At 69.6% G+C, this 24502-nt stretch carries 21 protein-coding genes; 11 read left to right on the top strand and 10 right to left on the bottom strand.

Annotated features, from left to right (window positions below; genetic code table 11):
• Window positions 1-79 precede the first annotated feature (79 nt).
• Window positions 80-412, top strand: a complete 333-nt coding sequence (locus IC535_RS09330) for an EmrE family multidrug efflux SMR transporter (protein WP_228885404.1) — start codon at window positions 80-82, stop codon at window positions 410-412.
• 155 nt (window positions 413-567) lie between these two features.
• Here IC535_RS09330 and IC535_RS09325 read toward each other — a convergent pair whose 3' ends face one another.
• A complete protein-coding gene (locus IC535_RS09325; RefSeq protein ID WP_228885403.1) occupies window positions 568-1932 on the bottom strand; it encodes a glutamate--cysteine ligase in 1365 nt (454 codons plus the stop codon).
• 238 nt (window positions 1933-2170) lie between these two features.
• Here IC535_RS09325 and IC535_RS09320 point away from each other — a divergent pair, with 238 nt between their 5' ends.
• The 3 genes from IC535_RS09320 (at window position 2171) to IC535_RS09310 (ending at window position 4769) form a co-directional block, all read left to right on the top strand.
• On the top strand, window positions 2171-2869 hold the full coding sequence (locus tag IC535_RS09320) for a VIT1/CCC1 transporter family protein (protein WP_228885402.1): 699 nt from the start codon (window positions 2171-2173) through the stop codon (window positions 2867-2869).
• A complete protein-coding gene (locus tag IC535_RS09315; protein WP_228885401.1) occupies window positions 2866-3699 on the top strand; it encodes a helix-turn-helix domain-containing protein in 834 nt (277 codons plus the stop codon). The genes IC535_RS09320 and IC535_RS09315 overlap by 4 nt, the downstream gene beginning before the upstream one ends.
• Before the next feature lie 98 nt (window positions 3700-3797).
• A complete protein-coding gene (locus IC535_RS09310) occupies window positions 3798-4769 on the top strand; it encodes an MBL fold metallo-hydrolase (RefSeq protein ID WP_228885400.1) in 972 nt (323 codons plus the stop codon).
• Between the two features lie 75 nt (window positions 4770-4844).
• Here the strand turns inward: IC535_RS09310 and yihA are convergent, their stop codons facing one another.
• The gene (gene yihA, locus IC535_RS09305) at window positions 4845-5468 is read right to left on the bottom strand and encodes a ribosome biogenesis GTP-binding protein YihA/YsxC (protein ID WP_228885399.1); all 624 of its coding nucleotides are present in this window, start codon (window positions 5466-5468) and stop codon (window positions 4845-4847) included.
• Between the two features lie 155 nt (window positions 5469-5623).
• On the opposite strand from yihA, the gene IC535_RS09300 reads away from it, so the two are divergent.
• The 4 genes from IC535_RS09300 (at window position 5624) to IC535_RS09285 (ending at window position 8900) form a co-directional block, all read left to right on the top strand.
• Window positions 5624-6409: a c-type cytochrome gene (locus tag IC535_RS09300; RefSeq protein ID WP_228885398.1), complete on the top strand. Its 786-nt coding sequence runs from the start codon at window positions 5624-5626 to the stop codon at window positions 6407-6409.
• A 105-nt stretch (window positions 6410-6514) separates the two neighbouring features.
• Window positions 6515-7159: a thiol:disulfide interchange protein DsbA/DsbL gene (locus IC535_RS09295; protein ID WP_228885397.1), complete on the top strand. Its 645-nt coding sequence runs from the start codon at window positions 6515-6517 to the stop codon at window positions 7157-7159.
• Between the two features lie 137 nt (window positions 7160-7296).
• The gene (locus IC535_RS09290) at window positions 7297-8106 is read left to right on the top strand and encodes a thiol:disulfide interchange protein DsbA/DsbL (protein WP_228885396.1); all 810 of its coding nucleotides are present in this window, start codon (window positions 7297-7299) and stop codon (window positions 8104-8106) included.
• A gap of 53 nt (window positions 8107-8159) precedes the next feature.
• Entirely contained in the window at window positions 8160-8900 is a 741-nt protein-coding gene (locus IC535_RS09285) for an endonuclease/exonuclease/phosphatase family protein (RefSeq protein WP_228885456.1), read from the top strand.
• 60 nt (window positions 8901-8960) lie between these two features.
• On the opposite strand, the gene IC535_RS09280 is transcribed toward IC535_RS09285, so the two are convergent.
• The 3 genes from IC535_RS09280 to IC535_RS09270 form a co-directional block, all read right to left on the bottom strand.
• The gene (locus IC535_RS09280) at window positions 8961-9833 is read right to left on the bottom strand and encodes an EamA family transporter (RefSeq protein WP_228885395.1); all 873 of its coding nucleotides are present in this window, start codon (window positions 9831-9833) and stop codon (window positions 8961-8963) included.
• A gap of 105 nt (window positions 9834-9938) precedes the next feature.
• Window positions 9939-11036 (bottom strand): alpha/beta hydrolase family protein, encoded by a 1098-nt coding sequence (locus tag IC535_RS09275; RefSeq protein WP_228885394.1) that lies wholly within the window; start codon window positions 11034-11036, stop codon window positions 9939-9941.
• Window positions 11033-11875 carry an AraC family transcriptional regulator gene (locus IC535_RS09270; protein ID WP_228885393.1) on the bottom strand — a complete coding sequence of 281 codons (843 nt, stop codon included), beginning with the start codon at window positions 11873-11875 and terminating at the stop codon, window positions 11033-11035. Before IC535_RS09270 ends, IC535_RS09275 begins: the two co-directional genes overlap by 4 nt.
• Before the next feature lie 147 nt (window positions 11876-12022).
• On the opposite strand from IC535_RS09270, the gene IC535_RS09265 reads away from it, so the two are divergent.
• Entirely contained in the window at window positions 12023-12652 is a 630-nt protein-coding gene (locus IC535_RS09265) for a M23 family metallopeptidase (RefSeq protein WP_228885392.1), read from the top strand.
• Between the two features lie 64 nt (window positions 12653-12716).
• On the opposite strand, the gene IC535_RS09260 is transcribed toward IC535_RS09265, so the two are convergent.
• The 4 genes from IC535_RS09260 to IC535_RS09245 form a co-directional block, all read right to left on the bottom strand.
• Window positions 12717-13196 (bottom strand): VOC family protein, encoded by a 480-nt coding sequence (locus IC535_RS09260; RefSeq protein WP_228885391.1) that lies wholly within the window; start codon window positions 13194-13196, stop codon window positions 12717-12719.
• Window positions 13197-13283: 87 nt separating this feature from the next.
• On the bottom strand, window positions 13284-13910 hold the full coding sequence (locus tag IC535_RS09255) for a LysE family translocator (RefSeq protein WP_228885390.1): 627 nt from the start codon (window positions 13908-13910) through the stop codon (window positions 13284-13286).
• Between the two features lie 188 nt (window positions 13911-14098).
• Window positions 14099-16972 carry a TonB-dependent receptor gene (locus IC535_RS09250; protein WP_228885389.1) on the bottom strand — a complete coding sequence of 958 codons (2874 nt, stop codon included), beginning with the start codon at window positions 16970-16972 and terminating at the stop codon, window positions 14099-14101.
• 215 nt (window positions 16973-17187) lie between these two features.
• Complete coding sequence (locus tag IC535_RS09245) at window positions 17188-17595, bottom strand: ExbD/TolR family protein (protein ID WP_228885388.1); 408 nt, start codon at window positions 17593-17595, stop codon at window positions 17188-17190.
• Window positions 17596-17738: 143 nt separating this feature from the next.
• On the opposite strand from IC535_RS09245, the gene IC535_RS09240 reads away from it, so the two are divergent.
• Together IC535_RS09240 and IC535_RS09235 are read left to right on the top strand one after the other, a co-directional pair.
• Window positions 17739-19718, top strand: a complete 1980-nt coding sequence (locus IC535_RS09240; RefSeq protein WP_228885387.1) for a transglycosylase SLT domain-containing protein — start codon at window positions 17739-17741, stop codon at window positions 19716-19718.
• A 340-nt stretch (window positions 19719-20058) separates the two neighbouring features.
• A complete protein-coding gene (locus IC535_RS09235) occupies window positions 20059-21279 on the top strand; it encodes a multifunctional CCA addition/repair protein (protein WP_228885386.1) in 1221 nt (406 codons plus the stop codon).
• A 104-nt stretch (window positions 21280-21383) separates the two neighbouring features.
• On the opposite strand, the gene IC535_RS09230 is transcribed toward IC535_RS09235, so the two are convergent.
• Window positions 21384-24359 (bottom strand): autotransporter domain-containing protein, encoded by a 2976-nt coding sequence (locus IC535_RS09230; protein WP_228885385.1) that lies wholly within the window; start codon window positions 24357-24359, stop codon window positions 21384-21386.
• Window positions 24360-24502: the final 143 nt, after the last annotated feature.

Genomic DNA, 24502 nt, shown 5'->3' with positions numbered 1-24502 from the left:
TGCCGGGCACTGCTGCAGCGCCCGGCACATGGTGGGGCCGAACGTACAATGCGCGCATCGTCCAAACGGTGCGCGCACGATGAACATGTATCTGTTGCTGGGCCTTGCGATCGTGTTCGAAGTGATCGCCACCAGCCTGCTCAAGGCGTCGGAAGGCTTCACCCGGCTGTGGCCGTCGATCGGCACGGTGGTCGGCTATGCCGCCGCGTTCTACCTGCTGGCACTCACCCTCAAATCCATTCCCACCGGCGTGGCCTATGCGATCTGGTCCGGGGTGGGCATCGTGCTGATCTCGGTGATCGGCTGGGTGGTGTTCAAGCAGAAGCTGGATGCGCCGGCGTTGCTCGGGATGGGGTTGATCGTGGCCGGCGTGGCGGTGATCAATCTGTTTTCCAAGAGCGCGGCGCATTGAGGCCGGGGTATCGACCAACGGTCGATACCTACCGGGGCTGGCGTTGTGCGCCAACCAATGGTCGGAACCGACCTGATCTCGTGTACCGACCAACGGTCGGTACCTACCGGCGGGGATGGCAATGGTAGGCGACGACCGTTGGTCGTCACCGGCACTCAATACGCGAAATGCTTGAACAGCGGGTCGATGTTCTGGTTCCATTCGCCGTTGAACAGCGCCAGCTTGCGGTCGGCCGGGGTCAGGCCCGAATCGACGATTTCCTGCAGCACATCCAGGAAATGGCTTTCGTCCTGGCCGTCGGCATTGAGCGCGGCGCGGCGCTTGAGGCCGGCCACGGCGATTTCCAGCGCCGCACGGGCCAGGTCGCGCACGGTGCCGTTGCGGAACGGCAGCTTCAATGCGTGGCGCGGCACGCCGTCGCGCAATGCATGGCGCTCGGCCAGGCTGAAATCGCGGACCAGGTCCCAGGCCGCATCCAGCGCGGCATCGTCGTACAGCAGGCCCACCCAGAACGCCGGCAGCGCGCACAGGCGGCTCCACGGGCCGGCGTCAGCACCGCGCATTTCCAGGTACTTCTTCAGCCGCACTTCCGGGAACGCGGTGGTCATGTGGTCCGACCAGTCACGCAGCGTGGGCAGTTGGCCCGGCAGCACCGGCAGCTTGCCGACCATGAAATCGCGGAAGCTCTGCCCGCTGGCATCGTGGTACTTGCCGTCGCGGTAGGAGAAGTACATCGGCACGTCGAGCAGGTAGTCCACGTAACGCTCGTAGCCGAAGCCGTCTTCGAACACGAAGTCGAGCATGCCGGTGCGGTCGTTGTCGGTGTCGGTCCAGATGTGCGAGCGATAGCTCTGGAAGCCGTTGGGCTTGCCTTCGGTGAACGGCGAATCGGCGAACAGCGCGGTGGCGATCGGCTGCAGCGCCAGCGATACGCGGAACTTCTTGACCATGTCCGCTTCGGTGGCGTAATCCAGGTTGACCTGCACCGTGCAGGTGCGGGTCATCATGTCCAGGCCGAGCGAGCCGACCTTGGGCATGTAGTCGCGCATGATCTTGTAGCGGCCCTTGGGCATCCACGGCATCTCATCGCGCGTCCACTTGGGCTGAAAGCCCATGCCGAGGAAGCCCAGCTGCAGCTCGCCGGCCACCTGCGCCACTTCGTTGAGGTGGGTGCCGGTTTCCACGCAGGTGTGGTGGATGGTTTCCACCGCCGCGCCGGACAGTTCCAGCTGGCCGGCCGGTTCCAGGGTGACCGAAGCGTTGTCGCGCAGCAGCGCGATGGTACGGCCGCCTTCGATCACCGGCGCCCAGCCGAAGCGGGTCAGGCCGGTGAGCAGGGCTTCGATGCCGCGCTCGCCATCGAAGGTGGGCGGGCGCAGGTCGTCCAGGCGGAAGCCGAACTTCTCGTGCTCGGTGCCGATGCGCCACTGCGCCTTGGGCTTTTCGCCGGAGGCCAACGTGGCGACCAGTTCGTTTCGGTCGGTGATCGGCGTCTCGGCGACGTGGCTGGGGCTCGACAAGGGGAGGCTCGCAGGATTCTGGTCTGGACGGGGATGTGGGGCTGATCGCCCTGCATCGCAAGGGCGCACTATATCGTGGCGCCTGCGGCCGTCGCGTCACCGTGACGGATTTCAGCATCCTACGGGACGCAGTTGCACATTGGCGCCCTGCCCTCCCCCGGGCCGTGCGCGACGCCGGCATGCCGCACAGGGCGGCTGCGGTTGGCCTTTGCCCGAGGCGACCACCTAGACTGTGGGCATGAGCCGCTCCCGACACCCCGAAGTGCACCGCTCCGACCGCGTCGGCTGGTTGCGCGCCGCCGTGCTGGGCGCCAATGACGGCATCGTGTCGGTGGCCGGGCTGGTGGTCGGCATCGCCGCCAGCGGTGCCTCGGCCTCGACGGTACTGGCCACCGGCATCGCCGGCACCGTCGCCGGGGCGATGTCGATGGCCGCCGGCGAGTATGTATCGGTGCAGTCGCAGGCCGATACCGAACGGGCCGATCTGGTGGTGGAAAAACGCGAACTGCACGACGACCCGCACAGCGAGTTGCAGGAACTGGCGGCGATCTACCGGCAGCGCGGGCTGGACCCGGCACTGGCCCATGAAGTGGCGGTGCAGCTGACCGCGCACGACGCGCTGGGTGCGCATGCGCGCGACGAGCTGGGCATCACCGAAGAACTGCGCGCCCGCCCGCTGCAGGCGGCCATCGCCTCGGCCGCGGCATTCACCGCCGGCGCCGCATTGCCGGTGCTGACCGCGCTGTTGGCCCCGCATGCGCAGGTGGCCCAGTTCACCACCGCCGCCACCCTGGCCGGGTTGGGCCTGACCGGCGCAATGGCCGCCCGTGCCGGCGGCGCGCCGCCGCTGCGCGGTGCGCTGCGGGTCATGTTCTGGGGTGCCCTGGCGATGGGCGTGGCCGCGCTGATCGGCCGACTGCTGGACACCGCGCGATGAGCGGCAGCCGCAGCGAACCTGCCGCGCTGCTGGCCGAAATGGCCAGCCTGGCCGACTGCCAGCGTGCCGACGGCTATGCCTGCATCACCGCGCGCCGCGAACATGGCGCCAGTTCGGTGGAGATTCCACAACCGCAGCTTGCGATCCTGCTGCAGGGCTGCAAGCAGGTCGCCTGCGGGCAGCAATCGCTGCAGCTGGTGCCGGGCGATCTGTTCCTGATCACCCGGCGCTGCCGCATCGACGTGGTCAACATTCCCGATCCGGCCAGCGGGGTCTACCTGAGCGCGATCGTGCCGTTGTGCGCCGAAGTCCTGGCGGCCGCGCGCGTGCTGTGGAACGAGCCGCTGCCCGAGGCGGGCGATGCGCTGGCACGGCTGCCGTTGACCGAGCATGGCCACAGCCTGCGGCAGTGGCGCCAGGCGCTGGAACACGGCCGCTACAGCGAAGCGCGCCTTGCCCTGGCCGCGCTGGTGATGGCGTTCTGCCGGCGCGGGCACGGCAGCCTGCTGGTACCGCCCGAGCCCAGCCTGGGCGAACGCATCCGTGACCTGATCGCCGCCCAGCCCGAACGCGACTGGCAGTCGCGCGACTTCGAGCAGCAGCTTGGGCTGAGCGGGGCCACCCTGCGCCGGCGGCTGGCCGGCGAACAGGCCAGCATGCGCGAGCTGATCGCGGATGCGCGGCTGGCGCATGCGATGACCCTGCTCTACACCACCCGGCTGCCGCTCAAGACGGTGGCCGCACGGGTGGGCTACCGCTCGCTGGGCAGCTTCAGCAAACGCTTCGCCGCCCGCTACGGACTGGAACCGGGGGCGATCGGCAACGGTTGAGGCGGCGAGCGGATCGCGGCGCATTGTGAGCGAACCGCGCGCGTGCCGGCGCGCAGCATGGGGTTACCGCGGCACCGGCCGCCTGCATGGAAGATCGTATGTCCCTCCCCTCTGTCCGCTCCCTGGCCAGCGCCCTGCTGCTGGCCGCCTGCGCCGGTTCGGCCTGGGCCGGCACCGCACACCGCCCGACCGCGCAGGTGCCCGGCGTCTACCACCAGCAGATCGGCGCGCTGCGGGTCACCGCGCTGTTCGACGGCACGGTGGCGCTGGGTCGGCAGGAACTGGTCGGGATCGACCCGGGCGCGGTCACCCGCCTGCTCGACCACCGCTACGTGCCCGAAGACGGCAAGGGCCTACAGACCGCGGTCAATGCCTACCTGGTGCAGCGTGGCAGGCACCTTACCCTGGTCGACACCGGCACCGCGCAGTGCTTCGGGCCCGGCCTGGGCCAGGTGCTGGGCAACCTGCGCGCGGCCGGGTTCGATCCGACCGAGGTGGATGACGTGCTGCTCACCCACGCCCATCCGGACCACCTGTGCGGCCTGCTCGATGCGCAGGGCCAGATGGCCTTCCCGAAGGCGACGGTGTGGTTGTCGGCCGCCGATGCCGGCTATTGGCTGGACCCGGCCAGCGAAGCCGGTGCCCCGCAGGGCGTGCGTTTTGCCTTCGCGCTGGCGCGCAAGGCGGTGGCCCCATATGACCGCGCCGGCAAGCTGCGCCGGTTCACGCCCGGTCAGGCCCTGCCCGACGGGGTGACCGCGCTGGACAGCCACGGGCATACGCCCGGCCACGTGTCGTGGCAACTGGATGGCGGCAATGGCCAGTCGCTGCTGGTGTGGGGCGACATCGTGCACTTCCATGCCGTGCAGTTCGCCCGGCCCGATGCCGCGTTCGAGGCCGACAGCGACCGCACCGCGGCGATCGCCAGCCGCCGGGCGATGATGGCCCGGGCGGCGGATCAGGGAGGGTGGGTGGCCGGGGCGCACCTGCCGTTCCCGGGGCTGGGCCATGTGCGCCGCGAGGGCCAGGCGTTTGCGTGGGTGCCGGGGGAGTTTGCGCCGTTGCGGTGAACCGGCGCGCCGGGTGAGGGGCGCATCGACCAACGGTCGGTGCCTACCGCCGCGGGGCGCGGCCGGCGTTGCCGGTTACGCGGTTTCCGCTGCCGGCTTGTTCAGGCCCAGCCAGCCGCCGATGATCTCGCGCGCCTCGTCCACGCCCTGACGGGCGTGGCCGGAGTAGGTCTGCACGCTGACCGTATCGCCGAAGGAGGACTGCAGTTCCTTGCGCACTTTCTGCAGGGCGATGCCCTGCTGGCCGCGGCCGAGCTTGTCGGCCTTGGTCAGCAGCGCATGCGCGGGCAGGCCGCGCTGCACCGCATAGGCCAGCATCTGGCGGTCGTAGTCCTTCAGCGGGTGACGGATGTCCATCACCACCACCAGGCCGCGCAGCGCCTGCCGGGTACGGAAGTACTGGTCGATGAAGGCCTGCCAGTGGGCCTGCAGGTCCAGCGGCACCTTGGCGTAGCCGTAACCGGGCAGATCGACCAGTTTGGCGTCCGGGGTGACCTCGAAGAACACCAGCTGCTGGGTGCGGCCGGGGGTCTTGGAGACCCGGGCCAGGCTGTTCTGGCGGGTCAGGGCGTTGAGGGCGCTGGATTTGCCGGCATTGGAGCGCCCGGCAAAGGCGACTTCGGCCCCGACATCCTCAGGCAATTGCCGGGTGTTGTGGGCCGAAAGCAGGTAGTGGGCACGTTCGAGGAGCAATGACATGCCCATAGGATCGCATGTCCGGGCCCGCTCCGCGCTGCCTCGGCGCGCTTTATGCTGCACCCTGCGTTGACCGTAGCGTGAAAGCGCATGGATAATCGGTCGATCCCCGCGTGTGCACCCTGCACCCGCCAGGCCGGTCCACACGGAGCTTCCGCATGCGCCATGCTCGCGTTCTTGCCGTTTCCGCTGTTGCTGTCTCGTTGCTGGCCGCCGTTGCCGTCGCCCAGACCTCGATCACCCCGCTGCCGGACAACGGGCCGATCAAGACCGCCTCGTTGGAGGTCGATTTCAGCAAGACCACCTGGGGCGACGCCAAGGCCGGCCAGGCCAAGGCCGCCGCCTGTGCGGCCTGCCACTCGGCCGATGGCAACTCCACCGTGGAGATGTACCCCAGCATCGCCGGGCAGAGCGAACGCTACGTGGCCCAGCAGATGGCGCTGATCGCCAACGGCCAGCGCAGTTCCGGGGCCGCCGCGGCGATGGTGCCGTTCGTGCAGGACCTCAGCCCGCAGGACATGCGCGACATCGGCGCCTACTTCGCCACCCAGAAGGCCGGCGCCGGGCTGGCCGACGACGGCCTGGTCAGCGAAGGCCCCTACGCCGGCAAGAAGTTCTACGAGATCGGCCAGCAGCTCTACCGCGGCGGCGATGCCGAACGCGGCATTCCGGCCTGCATGGCCTGCCATGGCCCCACCGGCGCCGGCAACCCGGGCCCGGCCTACCCGCATGTGGGCGGCCAGCACGCCGCCTATGTGGCGCGCCGGCTGCAGGAGTACCAGGCCGGTACCACCCAGGAAACCGACAAGGCCCATTTCCAGATCATGGCCAGCATCGCCAAGCAGTTGACCGAACAGGAGATCCAGGCCCTGGGCAGCTACCTGCAGGGCCTGCACAACCGCGCCGACGACCTGGCCGCGGCCGCACCGCCCAAGGCACCGTAGGCGCCGTTCGGCGGCGCAGTGGCCGCCCCGCCGCTGCGGCGGGTTATGTTCACTGCCACGCCGGCGATGGGCCGGCGTGGTTTTTTCCGATGGAGATGGATGTAGATGACGTTGATGCCCCGCTTGATGCTGTTGCTGCTGGCCCTGAGCCCGCTGTCCGCCCTGGCCGCCGCACCGCCGGCACTGGTTGAAGGCAAGGACTACGAGCTGATCGAACAGCCCGGCCCGTACGCCCCGCTGGCCGGCAAGGTCGAAGTGGTGGAGATGTTCGGTTACACCTGCCCGCACTGCGCGCGCTTCGAGCCGCAGCTGGAAGCCTGGGCCGCCAAGCTGCCCAAGGATGTGCGCTTCACCCCGGTCCCGGCCGCGTTCGGCGGGGTCTGGGATTCGTTCGCACGCGCCTATTACGCCGCCGACCAGCTCGGCGTGGCCAAGCGCAGCCACCGCGCGATGTTCGATGCCCTGCACGAGCAGCGTTCGCTGCCGATGCAGAACGTGTCGCCGGACGAGCTGGCCACCTTCTACAAGGCCTATGGCGTGGAACCGGCGCGTTACCTGGCCGCGCTCAAGGACCCTGCGGTGGACGAGAAGATCAAGGCCGCGCGCAGCTTCGCCCAGCGCACCCAGGTGCCGGGCACGCCGGCGCTGGTGGTCAATGGCCGGTACCTGGTCAAGGGCGACTCGTTCGAGGCCATGCTGCGCAACGCCGACGCCCTGATCGCCCGCGCCCGCGGCGAACGCGCCCGCTGAGCGGCGCTGCCCCGTGCAGGCTCGCTGAACCGTCACCTACCGTGCACGCCGGGCGCCCGTTCGCGCGTGCCATGATTCCCCCTTGGCCGCTGCCCACAGCGCCGGCCCCAACATGCTCATCCGCTGGAGATGCTTCGATGAAGACCCGTTTCGCCATTGTGCTCATGGCCCTGCTGCCGATCCTGGCCGCCTGCAAGGCCCAGGACGGTACCGCTAACACCACCGCCCCGACCGAACCGGCTGCCACCAGCAGCGCCCCGGCCACCGACCCGGCCGCCACCGCGGCAACCGCCGCCAGCGGTGAAACCGCCGCAGCCGAAACCGCTGCGGCCAGCGCCACGCCGCCGGCCGCCTCGCGCCCGACCGGCCCGGAGCCGGTGGAAGGCAGCGACTATGAGCTGATCGAAAACGGCCAGCCGTTCCAGCCGGCCACCGGCAAGATCGAAGTGGCCGAGATCTTCGGCTATGTGTGCCCGGCCTGCGCCGCGTTCCAGCCGCTGATCGGGCCGTGGAAGGCCGGCCTGCCCAGCGACGTCAACTTCGTCTACGTTCCGGCCATGTTCGGCGGCACCTGGGACAATTATGCCCGCGCCTTCTACGCCGCGCAGAGCATGGGCCTGCAGGACAAGACCCACGAAGCCATGTATGCCGCCATCCACGCCGAGCAGACCCTGAAGGGCGAGCGCGGCGCCGATTCGGTCGACGACATCGCCGGCTTCTATGCCAAGCACGGCGCCGATGCCAAGCAGTTCGCCAGCACCATGGGCAGCTTCGCGGTCAACGCCAAGACCAATGCCGCCAAGCAGTTCGCCCAGCGCAGCAAGATCACCGGCACCCCGTCGGTCATCGTCAACGGCAAGTACCTGGTCAAGGGCAAGAGCTTCCCGGACATGCTGCGCATCGCCGATCACCTGATCGCCCGCGAACGCGCCGCCAAGGGCAGCTGATCGGGTTGGACCTGGCTACCGTTGTGACTTCCCCCACCACGCGGACCCTGCGCCTGCTGACGGCCAATATCCAGGCCGGCAGCAGCACCCGTCGCTACAGCGACTATGTGACCCGCAGCTGGTCGCATGCGCTGCCGGCCGGGCGCAAGCGCACCAGCCTGGATGCGATTGCCCAGCTGGCGCGCGGGCACGACATCGTGGGCCTGCAGGAAGCCGACCCCGGCAGCCTGCGCTCGGGCTTCACCAACCAGACCCACTACCTGGCCGAGCGGGCCGGGTTCAATTACTGGAGCCACCAGCCCAACCGCCGGATGGGCGGAGTGGCCTCCAGTGCCAATGGCCTGCTCAGCCGGCTGGAGCCGGTGGAAGTGCAGGACCACGCCCTGCCCGGCCGCATCGGCGGGCGCGGGGTGCTGCTGGCCAAGTTCGGCGATGGCAGCCAGGGGCTGGCGGTGGCGGTGGCGCACCTGTCGCTGGGCACCAACTCGCGGATGTCGCAGCTGGCCTTCATCGCCGAGCTGCTGTCCGACCACCCCAATGCGGTGCTGATGGGCGATTTCAACTGCCTGGCCGAGCGCCCGGAAATGCAGGTGCTGTACCAGAAGACCACCCTGCAGCCGCCCGGCTGCGCGGTGCCGACCTTCCCCAGCTGGCGCCCGGACCGGGCCATCGACCACATCCTGCTCAGCAGCGGCCTGCAGCAACGCAGCGCCGAAGCGGTACCGGCCGCGTTCTCCGACCACCTGGCCCTGGCCATGGCCATCGACGTCCCCAGCCACGCGCTGCGCACGTAGAGCCGGGCTCTGCCCGGCTGCGCGGTGCCTGGGTGCAGAGCAGCCGGGCAGAGCCCGGCTCTACGCCCCCACCACCGGTACGGTCGCCCGCCTTGCCGTCACCGTGCTGCCCACCGAGGCCAGCACGGTGCAACCGATCGCCGCCCACTGCAGCGGCGTGAGGTGTTCGGCCAGCAGCCCCATCGCCAGCAGCGCGGCCACCGCCGGCTCCATGCTGATCAGGATGCCGAAGGTCTCCTTGGGCAGCCGCTTCAACGCGGCCATCTCCAGCCACATCGGGATCGCGCTGGAGACGATCGCCACACCCAGCCCGAACAGCAGGATCTTCGGCTCCAGCAAGGCCATGCCGGCATGCGCCACGCCCACCGGCACCACCACCAGCGCCGCCACGCACAGCCCCAGCGACACCGTGTGCCCGGCCGGCAGGTGGCCGGCGCGCTTGCCGAAGATGATGTACAGCGCCCAGCACACCGCCGCGCCCAGCGCGAACATCACCCCGCCCGGGTCCAGCGGCGCTCCGTGGCCCAGCGGCAGCAGCAGCAACAGCCCGGCCAGCGCGCAGCCGACCCACAACCAGTCGATCGGCCGGCGCGAGGACCACATCGCCACCGCCAGCGGCCCGCAGAACTCGATCGCCACCGCGATGCCGAACGGAATCGTGCGCAGCGCCATGTAGAACAGCAGGTTCATCAGCCCCAAGGTGGCCCCGTAGCGGATGATCGCCCCGGCGTCGGCGCGCGAGGTGGTCCAGCGCCAGGGCCGGAACACCATCAGCAGCACCAGCGCCGAGAAGCCCACGCGCAATGCACTGGTGCCCTGCGCGCCGATCAGCGGGAACAGCTGCTTGGCAAAGGAGGTGCCCACCGACAGGGCGGTGACCGAGCCGAGCACGGCGAGGACGGGAAACAGCAGGGAGGGGCGCGGGGTCGACATCGGCACAGCATAATCGGTCCCGAAACAGGGTTTGCATGGGTGGCCATGCAGTTCCGCCGACCGACGCATCGATCCAGGATCGTCTTGATCGTCCCGACGACGCGCCTACATGCTGCCCGGCACCGGCATCGCCTCGGCGAAGAACTGCGTGGCCTGCGCGATCGCGGCCTGATGCGTGGCCGCCCGCTGCGTGGCTACCTGGCACAGTGCGCCGACGCGCTGCAGCCCCACGGCGGTGCAGTCGGACAGGAAATCGTAGTGGCCCACCGCCGGCAGGATACGCAGCTGCGCGTTGGGGATCGACGCTGCCGCCGGCGTGGCGTTGGTGGCCTGCGGGGCCACGCGGTCGGCATCGCCGGCCAGGATCGACACCGGCTGCCGCAGTGCCTGCAGCGTGGCCGGTGGGAAGGCCTGCAGCATCGCCGGTGCCATCACGAACACCGCGCGCACCCCGGCGATGGCGTGGTCGCCGCCGGCCCGGGCGACGAACGGAGCCAGCGCCGGGGTACCGGCGGCCGCCTGCCGCTGCGCCAGGGTCAGCGCGGGCGTTTCGGCCTGCGGCTGGCACACGCCATCGTCGGGATGGGCCGTGCAGAAGGCCAGCAGCCGCGGCATGTCCGCGCGCGCGCCGGCGGCCAGCAACGCGGTGAAGCCGCCGGCCGAGAACCCGGCAATGCCCACGCGGCGGGTATCGAGGTGGGCCGACAGCTGCGGGTCGGCCTGCACCGCGGTCCATGCGGCGGCCAGATCGCCGGCGCGCTCCCACATCAGCACGCTGCCGGCGGTGGTGGGCGGGTCCACGCCGTTGTTGCCGGGGTGGTCGACCGCGATCACCAGGTAACCGGCGCGGGCCATGCCGATGCCGAACCAGCCCATCATCCGCGCGCTGCCGCCATTGCCATGCGAAAGCAGCAGCACCGGCAGCCGGCCGCTGGCCACGGCAGCCTGCGGCGCGGCCGTGCCAACGGTGAACAACGGCGCCTGCGGCGGCCCGATCACCACCGGCTGCTCGTCGGCGCCGGGCTGGGCCGGGTACCAGACGGTGTAGCGCACGCTGTCGCGCTGCTGCGCATCGCGCACCGCCGCACTGGGCAGGCGTGCGCTGCCGTGGCGCTCGCCGACCGGCACCGGTGGGGCGGCCAGCGCCGGGGCCGCCAACAGCAACAGGGCCAGGGCCCAGCAACGAACAATCGGAGTGGTCATGCGGTTTCCTTGCAGGGGGAGGGCCCGGCCAGCGGCAGCCAGATTTCCACGCCGCCCAGGCCGGTCGTATCGTCAAAGCGGGCGTCGTAGCGCTCCATGTCCGGAGCATCTGCCAGGCTCAGTCCGGCGCCCGGCAGGTAGACGTTCAACAGCCAGTACCAGGTGGAACGGATCGCGGCGATGTGGCCGTCGTGCCAGGCCACCAGGTAGGGCCGCGCGGGGATATCCACGGCCTGCCAGCCGGCCGGCAGCGGCGCGGCCGCGCCTACCTCGATGCCTGCGATGTAGTCGAAGCCGCCGCTGTCATCGCCATGGCAGCACACCCCATAGCGGATGCCGCCGCACGCGGGCCGGGCCAGCGCCAGCTGCTGCCACTGCGCGGGAATGCCGGCAACGGTGGCCGGGGTATGCCGCGCGCCGATACCGGCGATGCGCAGCGCGCGGCCAGGCCGTGGGCGCGCCTCCACCGCGCACGGTGCGGCACTGTCCTGCAGCCGCAGCGGTTCCACCAGGGCCAGCCCGTGCAGGCCCTGCTCGCGCACCCGCTCCGGTGTGCGCCCGAACTGGTCGGCGAAGGCGCGGGTGAAGCTGGCATGGGAGGCATAGCCGGCACCCAGCGCCACCTCGAGAATGTCGCCGGCGCCGGCAGCCAGGCGGCGCGCCGCTTCGCTCAGCCGGCGCCCGCGCAGATAGCGCACCACCGAGGTACCGGTACCGGCCTGGAACAGCCGCGAGAGGTGGAACGGCGACAGCTGCACGGCGCGCGCGATATCGGCCAGCGTCAGGTTTTCGGCATGGTGGCTTTCGATGTACCACAGGGCCCTGCGTGCCGCGCTCATGCGATGGGATCGGTTCGGGTCGACAGCTGCGCAGGGTAGCGCAGGCCGCGCCGGTGCATTTGGCCGTTCTTGCTGTGCGCGGCGGGCATTGGTGCGCACCGCTGCGGCGGCATAAGATCGGCCTGCCATCGGTCCCGCTGGAGTGCCATGCCCCACCCGCCTTCGTCCACGTCGGCTGCCCTGCCGTCACCGCCACCGGCAGACGGTTCGCCGGCCCGGCGCGTGCGCCGCTGGCTGCTGCGGGCGCTGTTGCTGGGCGCGGCCATAGTCGCTGCCGCAGCGCTGTGGAACAGCCGCTGGGCACAGGCCCCGCGTGCGCTGTGGGCGCTGTCGCAGATGCCGCCAGCCAGCGCGTTGCCGGTGCCGGTGGACGGCGTGCGCGCCAGCGCCATTGCCGACACGTTCGGCGCGCCGCGCGGGCGCGACCGCCGCCACGCCGGCCTGGACATCTTCGCAAGACGCGGCACCCTGGTGCGCAGCGCCAGCGCCGGGATCGTGATGGATATCCGCGACGGTGGCCTGGGCGGGCGCCAGGTATGGGTGCTGGGGCCGGCCCGCGAGCGTTATTACTATGCGCACCTGGAAGGGTGGCGCGAGGGCCTGGCCCGCGGCGAGGTGGTCGCCGCCGGCACCGTGCTGGGCCAGGTCGGCGACAGCGGCAACGCCAAAGGCACCCCACCCCACCTGCACTGGGGCATCTACGGCGCCGACGGTGCGCGCGATCCGCTGCCGCTGCTGCGCGCGTGGCGCCGCGTGCCCACGCCAGCGGCGCGTTGAAGCGCGCGTCGGGCCGGCGCCCGTTGCCGGTCGCCGCTGTCGGTAGTGCGGCGCTGCAGCCGCATCAGCCCTTTATCGCCGCCTCGATGGCGGCCACGTCGATCTTGCGCATGGTCATCATCGCCTCGAACGCGCGCTTGGCCAGTGCCGGGTCCTTGCTGGTCACCGCCTGGCTGAGGATGCGCGGGGTGATCTGCCAGGAAATGCCCCACTTGTCGCGGCACCAGCCGCAGGCGCTTTCCTGGCCGCCATTGCCGACGATGGCATTCCACAGGCGGTCGGTCTCGGCCTGGTCGTCGGTGGCGATCTGGAACGAGAATGCTTCGCTGTGCTTGAAGGCCGGGCCGCCATTGAGGCCGATGCAGGCGATGCCGGCCACGGTGAAGTCCACGGTCAGCACGTCGCCCTGCTTGCCCGAGGGGAAATCGCCGGGGGCGTGGTGGACGGCGGTGACCGCGCTGTCGGGGAAGGTGGCGGCGTAGAAGGTGGCCGCATCCAGCGCGGTGCCGTCGTACCAGAGGCAAACGGTGTTCTTGGCGAGCATGTCGATTCTCCGGGTTCGCAGCGGGAAGCGCCCGATTCTAGCGCCGCCGGCGTTACGCGCCGGTGCTGCCTGCCCGGTGCCGGATGCTCACGGCCGCGCGCGCAATAATGCCAGCCCGAAACCGATGAAGATGGTGCCGACCACCCGGTCGAACACCTTGCGCAGGCCCGGGCGGGCCAGGTAGCCGGCCAGGCTGTGGCCGCCGGCCGCATACACCGCATACCAGAACATTTCCATCACCGCGAAGGTGCCCACCAGGATCACGAACTGCGGCAGCTGCGGCTGGCCCAGGTCGACGAACTGCGGCAGGAACGCCGAGGCGAACAGCAGCAGCTTGGGATTGCTGATGCCGATGATGAAGCCGTCGCGGAACAGCACGCTGCGCGAGCTCGGCACCAGTGCCGTGCTGCTGCCTACGTCCAGCGGCGCATCGCCGCCGCGCCAGGCCTTGATGCCCAGGTAGACCAGGTAGGCCACGCCGGCATAGCGCAGCACATCGAACACCAGCGGCGAGGCCTTTAGCACAGCGCCCAGGCCGGCGGCGGAGATCGCCAGGGCCAGCACCAGCGCAGTCAGGCAGCCGGCCATCGCCGCCACGCTGCGGCGGAAGCCCACGCGTACGCTGCGGGTCATCACATGCAGCATGTTCGGGCCGGGGGTGCCGCACAGGATGAACACGGTGACGGCGAAGATCCACCAGGTATGCAGGTTCATGGCAATGCTGTTCAAAAAAAAGGGGGGTAGTGCCGGCCGCTGGCCGGCTCCCCATGATGCCTCACGGCACACGTCGCTGAAGCCCCGATGTGCGATATGGCCGGTACGCGCAACACCATTGTCCGGCCGGGCAGCACCGGGGCGCCACTGCAACGCCCCGGCGGTGTCACTTGTGCATCACCCCGCGATCAGAACCGCAGGTCCGCGCGCAGGTACCAGTAGCGGCCGCGCGGGATGTCGTAGGTAGAGGCGTCATAGCCGTTGAGCGAGCACGACAGGCAGATCGGTGGATCCTTGTCGAACACGTTGTTCAAGCCGGCGCTGAGCTGCAGGCCCTTCATCCAGTCGACCTTGTAGCCCACCTGCATGTCGTGGAAGGTGGTGGCCTCCAACGTGTTGGTGCCCTCGGCCTGGTTGCTGCAGACCGGGAAGGCCACCGCATCGCCGCAGTCCTCGGTCAGCTCGGAGATGTGGCGCAGCGTCCACGATGCGTTCCAGTTGGCCAGGGTCCAGCTCAGGGTGGCGTTGCTGGTCCATTCCGGGATCGAGCTGTCGGCCACTTCCACGCCGGGCTCCTGCGGCTGCCGCTGCCCGGCCGCGCCGACGGCCTCGTAGCGGCCGACGAAGGTGTTCTGCCAGCCCAGCTTGAACTGGCCGGCCCGGGTCTGCGGCAGCGTCCAGAACAGGTCCACGTCCCAGCCATCGGTCTTGATCGAGCCCAGGTTGGTCAGCCGGTTGTTGAAGCTGCTGACCGCACCGGTGGAGGCGCGGGTGATGCCGGCGCAGTACAGCGGGTCCAGGGTGTCCACGCACAGGTCGAGCTGGGTCTGGGCGTTGATCGCCTGGATCGCCCCGTCAATGGCGTGGCGGTAGAAGGTCACTTCCACATCGAAGCGGTCGGACCAGCTGGCATCGGTGCCGAACCACGGGCTCCAGACGAAGCCGGCGCTGAAGCTGCGCGAGCGTTCCGGATCCAGTTCGCTGTTGCCGCCGGTGGTCACCGAGATCTGCGAATTGGCCTGCTGGAAACCGGCCGGCACGCCCAACGCCGCGCAGTTGGCCACGTTGCCACGCGGCGGCGTGCCGCCCAGGCCGACCGAGCAGGGATCGAACAGCTGCAGGTCCGCGCGCGCGGCCGACCCGTACAGCTCGCCGATCGACGGCGCACGGAAGCCCTCGGCATAGCTGGTGCGCAGCACGAAGTCGTTGGTCACCTGCCAGCGCAGGCCGTACTTGGGGGTGAACTCGCCACCGAAGGTGGAGTAGTCCGAATAGCGCCCGGCCAGGCTCAGGTCGAGCTTTTCGCCGAGCGCGCTCTTGGCGAAGATCGGGATGCTCAACTCCAGGTAGGCCTCGTTGACGTCGTACGAACCGGAGGTGGGCAACGACGGCACGCCGTTGTAGTGGCCGATCACGGTGAGCGGATCGGGCTGGTAGCGGCCTTCGTACTTGCGGTGCTCGACGCCAGTGGCGAAGGCGACCGGGCCGGCCGGCAGGGTGAACAGCTCGCTGCTCAGGTTGGCGGTGAACAGGCTCAGTTCGTTCTGGCTGCGGTCGCGCACCACCGGCTGGATCCAGCGCAGCATGTCCGGGGTGATCGAGCCGGCCCCGCCGAAGATGTTGAGCGGCACGCAGCCGGGCGTGGCCGCGCACACGGCCGGGTCGCCCAGCGCCATGTTGACCTTGTAGATGTCGTAGCTGCCGTGGTTGGTCTGCTCGGCCTTGTTCTTGCTGTACATGCCGTTGACGTCCCAGAACCAGCTGCGGCTGCCGGCCTCGAACTGGCCGACCAGGCCGGTGGCGAAATACTGGGTGTTGACCTCCTGCTTGAACACGCGCGGGCCGCCCTCCACCGGGCGCCGGCCGATCAGGCTCATGTTGCCCGAGGACACCAGGTCGAAGCCGAACGGGTTGTACGGGTTCAGCGCGGACACCACGATGTTGTCGGCCAGCGGGTTGCCGGTGGCGCCGTCGGGGCCGAAGAACAGCGGTTCGGGGCCGGCCTGGTTGGTGGATTCGCGGCGGTTGCCCAGCGCCTTGATGTACCACTGGACGTTGTCGGTGATGTCGAAGCGGAACTGGCCGAAGATGCCCTTGCGCTCGGAAGGAGTGAGCAGCAGGTTGTACTCGGCGAAGTTGAAGCGGTCGGCCGAGGTGAAGCAGTGGTAGTCATCGCTGCGATCGCAGCCGGCGCTGCCGTCATAGCGCGGATTGTTCACTCCGCTGTTGGGCACGATGTCCTGCTCGGCGCCGGTGTTGGGGTCGACGAAGGCGAAGCGGCCCTGCGGGATGCCGCCGCTGCCGAACGCCAGTCCGGTGCCCGGGATCGGGAAGCGCGACTGCTCGCGGGTGTTGGCATACACCGGGTCCTGCTTCACCCAGCTGCCGCCGAGGAACAGGCTGTAGCGGTCGCCGCTGGTGCCCCAGGCCAGGTCCACGCCCTTCTGTGCGCCGTCGCCGGTGCCGTACTGGCCGTAGTTCATGGTCACCTGCGCGCCATCGAACTGGCGCCGGGTGATGATGTTGACCACCCCGGCGATCGCGTCGGAGCCGTACAGCGAGGACGCACCGTCTTCCAGCACTTCGATGCGCTCGACGATCGCCAGCGGAATGGTGTTCAGATCGGTGGCCGCGCCCACCCCGGAGGCCGAGGATTCGTTGACCCAGCGGATGCCGTCGACCAGCACCAGCACGCGCTTGGCACCGAGGTGGCGCAGGTCGACCTGGGCCGAGCCGGCGCCGACGCCGCTGCCGTCGGGCGGAAAACCGAAGTTGCCCGAGGAATTGAACTTGGCGTTCAACGCCGAACCGGAACCGGTCAACTGCTGCAGCACCTCGCCGATCGAGTTCAGCCCGGTGCGTTCGATCTCGGTGCGGCTCAGGGTCTGGATCGGCACCTGGCCTTCCATCTCGGCCCGCTTGATCCGCGAACCGGTGACCTCGACCCGGTCCAGCTCGGTCGTGGTGCGGGGTGTTTCCTGGGCGCCGGCCAATGCCGGGACAGCCAACAACAGGCACAGCGATACGGCAACCGCCAGCGGGCGGTGGTGCAGGTCGTTCATTCGCTCTCTCCACAAAGGAATGTTGGGCTGGGGCTGCCGCAGCCCCTGCACGGCGGCAGCGTTTCCTTTGTAAACAAACTGTAAAAGTGAAGACGTGACCGCTGCCGCGCTTTCACCTGACTACGACAAGTCCGAATAGGCAAAAGCCAGGCGCCGCAATGCAAAACGCCCCGACACTCCGGGGCGTTCTGCGTCACCGTCGTCGGTGAAGCGGCCTATTGAACGAAGGCGATGCGGTCCAGATGCGCATTGCTAGCCGCTGCCAGGATCCTGGCTGTCACCTCGTACTCCGAGCCCGGGTCGGTGTTGATGCGCAACTCGGGCAGGTTGCCGGCATGGGCCTGCGCCTGTTCGTGCAGGCGCGCCTGCAGCCCAGCGACCGGCATCGCCTGGCCGTTCCAGCTGAGCTGGTTGGACGCATCCACGCGCAGTTCGATCGGCGGCGGCGGGTCGGTGGGCGGCACCACGGTGGTGGTCCGTTGCGGCAGGTTGACCGGGATGGGCATGGACACCATCGGCGCGGTCACGATGAAGATGATCAACAACACCAGCATCACATCGACCAACGGGGTGACGTTGATCTGCGCCAGTGGTCCAGAGTTCCCTGCTGCACTGAATGCCATGGTCTGCTCCTTCCCTGGGGCCGGTTGCCCCATGGCCGAGACTACGCCGGCGCCGGCCGCTGCCGGGCGCCCGCTCGGCATCCGTTCATCATCGAGTCGGCTTGCCCTCACCGCCGTTCACGCCGCGCCGTTATGCTTTCGCCATGAATCGACTCCCCCTGCTTCTTCTCAGCTCCGCCGTCCTGCTGGCCTGCACCGGCGCCGGTGCCGATGCCGGCGCGCAGAGCCTGGATGCGCAGCGCGGCCAGCTCAAGGCCGCCATCGACAATGCCGAGCGCGGCCAGTTCGACCCGGCCCAGGCTGCCGCGCTGGCCAGGCACCCGCTGTATGGCTGGCTGGAGTACGCCAACCTGCGCCGCAACATCGACACCATCGGTACCGCGCAGGCCCAGGCGTTCCTGAAGCGCTACAACGGCCAGGCGGTGGCCGCCAGTTTCCGCAGCGCCTGGCTGCCGGCGCTGGCCCGTCGCCAGGATTGGCCGACCCTGCTGGCCAACTGGGCGCCCACCGACAACGTCGGCCTGCGCTGCGCCCAGCTCAATGCGCGCCAGGCCACCGGCAAGGCCGACGCACAGTGGACCAGCGAGGCCCAGGCGATCTGGCGCAGCACCGGCAAGTCCCTGCCCGATGCGTGCGATGCGGTGTTCGCCGTGCTCGATGCCAAGGGCGGCCTGAGCGCCGACCTGCGCTGGGCCCGTATCGATGCGGCCGCCGACGAACAGCAGCCGGCGGTGATGCGCAGCGCCGCGCGCGGCCTGCCCGCCGCCGACCTGGCCCTGGCCAACACCTACGCCGCCTTCGTCGACAAACCCAATGCCAGCGCCTTGAACTGGCCGCGCAATGAGCGCAGCCGGCGCATCGCCACCGATGGCTTGGCCAAGCTGGCCAAGGCCGACCCGGCCGCCACCGAACAGCAGCTGCCGCAGTACGCCAACGCGCTGCAGCTGAGCGCCGCCCAGCAGGCGCAGGTGCTGTACCAGGTGGCGCTGTGGACGGTGGCCTCGTACGGCCCCGAATCGGCGCGCCGTCTCAACGCGGTGCCCGATTCGGCCTACGACGAGCGCCTGCACGAATGGCGCGCGCGCGAAGCGATGTCGCGCGGCGACTGGCCGCAGGCGCTGGCCGCGATCCGCAAGATGGGCCCGACCCAGCGCAGCGACTCGCGCTGGCGCTACTTCGAGGCCCGCATGCTGGAGAAAACCGGCAAGCGCAACGAAGCCCAGCCGCTGTACCGCGAGGCGGCTCGCGCGGCCACTTTCCATGGCTTCCTCGCCGCCGACCAGCTCGGCCAGTCCACCTACACGCTGTGCCCGTGGGAACCCAACGACAGCGCGCAGGCGCATGCGGCGGTCGCCCGCGACCCGGCTATCGTGCGGGCCATGGAGCTGTTCAAGATCGAACGCGCCGGCTGGGCCGTGGCGGAGTGGAATGACGCCCTGAGCCGCTACGACACCACCCAGCGCCGCATCGCGGTGGAAGTGGCGCGCGACAACGGCTGGTTCGACCGTGCGGTGTTCTCGCTGGGCAAGACCCCGGACGAGCAGCGCCTGTACTCGCTGCGCTTCCCGCTGCACCACGACGATGCGATCCGCCGCGAATCGGCCCGCAACGCGATCGACCCGGCCTGGGTGGCCGCCGAGATCCGCGCCGAGAGCATCTTCAACCCGAAGGCGCGCTCGCCGGCCAACGCCATGGGCCTGATGCAGGTACTGCCGGCCACCGGCGCCAGCGTGGCCAAGTCGATCGGTCTGACCAACTACGGCGGCGCGGCCAGCCTGTACGACCCCGATACCAACATCGCCATCGGCACCGCCTACCTGCGCCAGCTGATGAACAAGTACGACGGCCTGCCGTATGTGACCATCGCCGCCTACAACGCCGGCCCGACCCCGACCGCGCGCTGGCAGTCGCAGCGACCCGGCTTCGACCCGGACATCTGGATCGAGACCATCAGCTACAAGGAAACCCGTGAGTACGTCGCCCGCATCCTGGCCTTCAGCGTGATCTACGACTGGCGCTTGAACGGCAACGCCCTGCCGGTGACCGACCGCATGAATGGCCGCCTGCAGGCCAAGCGCAAGAGCTTCAGCTGCGCGGCCAATGCCGACAAGGGTGGCGATTGATAGCCGGTTGCGGTGGCGGTGGCGGTGGCTCGTAGCGCCGGGCTCCGCCCGGCTGCCGTTGCCTAGCAGAAGCAATGGCATCCGGCCAACGGCCGGCACTACCAGAGCAACCGCAGCCGGGCAGAGCCCGGCTCTACGAGCAACGGCAATAGCAACGGCGAAAGCGAAAGCGACAGCAACAGCAATAGCGACAGCGACGGCAACAGCAGCAGTAACCGCAGCGGTGGCGGCACCAGCACACGGGACCGAGACCCGGCACCGGCGCCGACCAACGGTCGGGCGCCCTGCCCCCGTCGAGCGTCCGTTTGGCACGTCCGCCCGTCTGCGGCATCATGCCGGCATGAAGATCTATCTCGTTGGCGGCGCGGTGCGCGACCGCCTCCTGCAGCAAGCCCCCGGTGACCGCGACTGGGTGGTGGTGGGTGCCACCCAGGCGCAGATGGAAGCGCAGGGCTACAAGGCGGTGGGCCGCGATTTCCCGGTGTTCCTGCACCCCGATACCGGCGAGGAATATGCGCTGGCACGCACCGAGCGCAAGTCCGGGCGCGGCTATCGTGGCTTCGTGGTTGATGCCGACCCGTCGGTGACGCTGGAAGAAGACCTGCAGCGCCGCGACTTCACCATCAACGCGATCGCCTGCGATGAGGCCAGCGGAGCGCTGGTGGACCCGTATGGCGGCGTGCGCGATATCCGGCAGCGGGTATTGCGTCATGTCGGCCCGGCCTTCGTCGAGGACCCGTTGCGGGTGCTGCGCGCGGCCCGCTTCATGGCGCGCCTGGCGCCACTGGGCTTCAGCGTGGCGCCGGAAACGATGGACCTGATGCGCCAGATCGCCGCCAGCGGCGAACTGGATGCGCTGGTGCCCGAACGGGTCTGGCAGGAACTGCGCCGGGCGCTGGCCAGCGCGCAGCCGTCGGCCTTCCTGCGCACCCTGCACGAGGCACACGCGCTCGCGGCGGTGCTGCCCGAGCTGGAGGCGCTGTACGGCGTACCGCAACGGGCCGAGTTCCACCCCGAAGTGGATACCGGCGTGCACCAGGAAATGGTCAGCGACATGGCCGCGCAGCTGGCGCCGGGCGATGACCTGGTCGGCTTTGCCGCGCTCACCCACGACCTCGGCAAGGGCCTGACCCCGCCGGCGGAATGGCCGCGCCACCTCATGCACGAGCAGCGCGGCATCGCACCGTTGCACGCCCTGTGCGAGCGCCTGAAAGTGCCGCTGGACCACCGCCAGCTGGCCGAAGCGGTCTGTCGCGACCATCTCAACGTGCACCGTATCGACGAACTGCGCGATGCCACCGTGCTGGAACTGCTGGGCCGCTGCGACGGTTTCCGACGCCCCGAGCGCATCGCCCGGATCGCGCTGTGCTGCGAAGCCGACAAGCGCGGCCGGCTCGGCCACACCGACAGCGACTACCCGCAAGGCGCCACCCTGAACCGCCTGCACCAGGCCGCCCTGGCCGTGCAGGCACGCGACCTGGACCTGGCCCACCTGAAGGGCCCGGCGGTAGGCCAGGCACTGGCGCGGGCGCGCACCCAGGCGATTGCCGCGGCGCGCTGAAGATGACGCGCAGTCCGCTGACTGCGCCTTGATTGCGATGCCTTTGCGGGCTGTCTCCGCCGTGGATCATGCCGGCCAGCGGCCGGCACTACCGGCGTGGCCCGCTACCAGTCCAGACGCAGCCCGATATTGCCCTCGACCACCCGGCGCTCCTTCTGCGCGCTGCTTTCCAGGTCACGGGTGTAGTCGGCCACCGCAAAGGCACTGACGTTGGGATTGAACCGCGCCACCACGCCGACGCCCACTTCCAGCGCGCGCGCGCCCTGCTGGTTGGTGATGCGGTTGCTGTCGAAGTCGATGCGGTCCTCGCCGTCCAAAGTCTGCCAGTAGTTGAGCTTGAAATACGGCTGCCAGCCATTGCCGGCGATGTCGTAGTCGGCGGCCAGGCGCAGGCCGGCGCGGCCGGTCCAGGCGCTGTCTGCATCGAAACGCAGCCGGCCGACGCGGTCGGCACCGTCGTCGATCTCGGTACGTTGCCAGATCACCTGCAACTGCGGTTCCAGCCACCAGGCCGACTGGCCGAAGCGCAGCAGCGGCTTGCCCACTTCCAGCGAGGCGGTGGTGCCATCGCCATGCACATCGATGCCCAGGCCACGCGCCGATTGGGCATCGCCGTCGTAGCGGCTGCGCATCACCACCACATCGAGGTAGCCACCGCGGCTGCCCACGCGGGTCCAGTACAGGCCCACGTGCTTGTCGTCCAGGCGCGTGCGCCCGACCGCGACGTTTTCCCAGCCGATCGCAAAGCCGCTGACATTGCCCTGCGCACGGGTGCGGCCCAGGAACACGCCGAACTGGTCGCGGTGGTTGTCATCGGCCGTGGCATACAGGTCCAGGCCGGCCTGGATGCCCTGCACGTCGCCGTCGAAACCGGGCTGCGCATCGCCTTCCCAGTGCTGCTCATGGCTCTGCCCGACCAGCCGCGCCCAGGCCGCGCGGGCGCCGCCCTGCCCGACCAGCAGCCGCTGCTCGCCCTGGCGTTCGTGGAACGTCCCCAGGCTGGCCAGGCTGGCTTCGCGCAGCAGCGGCGGCACCACCGAATACAGGCCGGTTTCCAGCCGGTACAGCGGAATGATGTCGCCTTGCGCGGCACGTGCGCCGGGCGTGGGCGGTACGGCCAGCGGCCCGGGCACACCGGCCACAGCGGTCGGCACCGGCGGCGGTGTGTCGCTGGTGGGCGGTGCCACCGGCGCAGGTTCGGCCGGCTCCGGTGGCGGCGGCGGCTCGGCCGCGAGCGGATCCGGGTTTTCCGGCACGTCCGGTGACGGCGGCGGCGGCAACGGCGGTGGCGGGGTACCGATGCTCTCCGGTGGCGGTGGTGGCGTGGCGGTGATGCCGCCACCCGGCGGCGTAGCCGGCGCCGGCGTCGCGGTGGCGACCAGGGTCGAACGCAGATACCAGTTCTCGCCGGTACCGGCACTGACCCCGCCCTTGAACAGGAAATACTCGAAGGCGCCGGCGGCCAGCGGGTTGTACAGCGCAAATGCATTCGGCGCGGTGCTGGCGCCGTTGATCGCCTGCACCACCAGGATGCCGTCGGCCACGGTGGCCGCGCCGCCGCCACCGACATTGAGGATGCCCACCCCGGTGGTGCCGCTGGCCACGCCGTTGGAGATCACCAGCTTGTCCGACAGCGAGCTGTCATCGCCCAGCACGGTCTGCAGGTACACCGCGGCGTTGTTGCCGACGTAGTTGCCAACGATGGTGAAGCTGTCGCCCACGTTGCCGCCGTTGCTCAGGTCGATGCGGCCGGCGTTGTTGACCGTAGCCAGCTGCGCGGCCGCGAACGGGGCGATGCGGCCGCTGGCGTTGCCGCCGAACACCACGCTGGTGGCGTCGATGTTCAACACGCCGGTGCCGCTGGCACTGTCGCCCAGGGTCAGGCCGCCATCGAAGGTGAGCTGGGTATCGGTGGCCAGGTTGACCTGTTCCCAGCTGGAAAACCGCGACACGCCATTGGTCTTGACGTTGCTGAAATCCAGCCGGTCGTTACCCAGTCCGCCGTCGAAGCCGGGCGAGGCGCCCAGGTGGGCGACATTGAGATTGCTCAGGCGGGCGCTGTCATCGCCCTCGCCGAAGTCGACCAGGCCATGCACGACGCCACCGCCGCTCCAGTCCAGCCGGTCGTTGTCGAAGCTCAGGCGGATCTCGCCGCGCACGGTACCACCGGTGATGGTGACGCTGTCGTTGCCGCCGCTGACGCTGATGTTGCCGCCGATGTAGCCGTCGGAGAGCACGATGGTGTCGTTGCCGAAGCCGGTCACCAGGTTGCCGTCGATGGTGCCGCCGGACATGTCAAAAACATTGTCGTCCAGCTTCATGTTGACCCGGCCGATCCGGCCACCGGTCATCTCGGCGTAGTCGCCGTCATCGAACGCACCGACGATCTGGCCTGCCGTCATCCGGAAGCGGTCGAGCCCATCGCCCTGCAACAAAGCGCCAATGGTGCCGCCGGTCATCAGGAAAGTGTCGATCTCCGAACCTTGCTGCACCGTGCCGGTGACGCTGCCGCCGCTGATGTCCAGGCTGTCCTGGCCATCGCCCTGGTCGACGCTGTCGATCACCCCGTCGCGTATCACCAGCGTGTCGTTGCCCTCGCCCTGCAATACACCGCCGCCGATGCTGCCGCCGAGCATGTCCAGGCGGTCATTGCCGGCGCCGAAGACGATGCCGCCGGTGCTGCCGCTGATCACGCCGCGATTGACCACGCTGGTGGCGCCGGTGAGCTGCAGCGCGCGGCCGGCGCTGGCGATGATGCTGCCGTCGTTGTTGATCACATGGCCGCTGCCGGCCTGGACGGTGAGCGCGTTGCCGCTGGCGATGGCCAGCTGGGCGCCGGCCAGGACGTTGACGGTGGTATTGGAAGCGCCGGCAGCGGTGGTGACCGGCACCGGGTCCGGATTGGGCGCGGCGCTGGAGCAGGTCACCGTCTGGCCCTGGGCGGGCGCCGGGTTGTCGCAGCCGGCCCAGGCCGGCGCGGCCCCGGCCAGCAGCACCGTGCCCAGTGCGCCACCGCAACCGCGGCGGATCCAGCGCGAGACCTGGTCGGCCAGCTGCGTGCGTGCCGGGAAAACGTCCATGAAGCGCATACGCCAGTCCTGTTCGACAAAAGGGGGTACGGCAGAAGTCCGCTACGGCTACGCAGACCGTGGGCCGTACTCTGGCCGGGCAGCGGTGATGATCAGGTCAAAAAGTGTGATGTCCGCCGAGCGTGTTGCGGCGT

This window comes from Stenotrophomonas rhizophila, assembly GCF_020857975.1.
Classification (GTDB): Bacteria; Pseudomonadota; Gammaproteobacteria; order Xanthomonadales; family Xanthomonadaceae; genus Stenotrophomonas; species Stenotrophomonas rhizophila_C.
This window is presented reverse-complemented; position numbering and strand designations above follow the sequence as displayed.